The sequence below is a fragment of the Treponema sp. UBA7570 genome (assembly GCA_002477955.1).
Taxonomy (GTDB): domain Bacteria; phylum Spirochaetota; class Spirochaetia; order Treponematales; family Treponemataceae; genus Treponema_D.
This window is the reverse complement of the sequence record DLLE01000011.1, coordinates 37,761-38,604: the sequence shown is the minus strand read 5'-3', so window position 1 is coordinate 38,604 and position 844 is coordinate 37,761. Positions and strand designations below refer to the sequence as shown.

Annotated in this window: 1 protein-coding gene; it reads right to left on the bottom strand. The window is 44.9% G+C overall.

Features of this window, described 5'->3' with window-relative positions; all coding sequences use genetic code 11:
* On the bottom strand, window positions 1-795 hold a 795-nt coding region (locus tag B4N75_RS00915), incomplete at its 3' end, for a DEAD/DEAH box helicase family protein (protein ID WP_296706340.1).
* Window positions 796-844 lie beyond the last annotated feature (49 nt).

Here is an 844-nt window from a genome sequence, read left to right as displayed (position 1 = left end):
GTCGGCCGCGTGGCTGTCAGAGCAAATGCAGATAGGATAAATATTGCTCTTGCATTGAGCCGACCATTCTTTTAACGTCTGGCTTAAAAGCGCAATTGAAGGAACCAGGAACAGAACCAGATGGCTTTCTGTTGCAAGGGCCTCCGCAATCCTTAAAGAGGTAAAAGTCTTGCCGGTTCCGCAAGCCATGATGAGTTTTCCCCGCTCGTGGTCTGCAAAATATCTGGTCGTAGCGTCGAACGCTTTCTTTTGGTGCGGACGAAGGCCGTATTTTTTTACGGCTGCTTCTGCTCCTTTTTTTCCAGAATCCAAAGCTTCCCAGTCTACATCGTCATTTTTCAGGTCGATTAAACCGATACGGCGAATGCCAAGCCGCTGGACCACATTCTGAGCCTCCGCATTGAATCCGTCGTAAGTAGTATCAATCCAAATCTTAAAAGAGAATGTTTTCTTGCCGTCTTTAGTTTCAAATTCAAAGGAAGAAGTAGAAACAAAAGAGTCTACCATTGCTTTGTCTACTTTCTTACCGGCCGCATAGCATTTGCACTGGACAGCCCAGTAGTCTCCGTCGTGGGTGCGGCAAACAAGGTCTATGCCAGTGTCCTTGCCGCCAGTTCCAAACTGCTTTTTATAAGGAAAGTCTGTCCATAGCCAGACATCTGTCAATAAGTGGCTGTAGGCAGGTTTTGTCAAAAGATAGGCCTGCATGAGCCGTTCAAACTTGTCTCCCTTGTTTCTTTCGGAAGTCGAGTTCTCCCGGTATTTATTTATAATGTCGTCAAATGACAAAGCCATATTTTTCTCCAGTTTCTGCAACAGATTTTTTTTACTATACCATATTTTT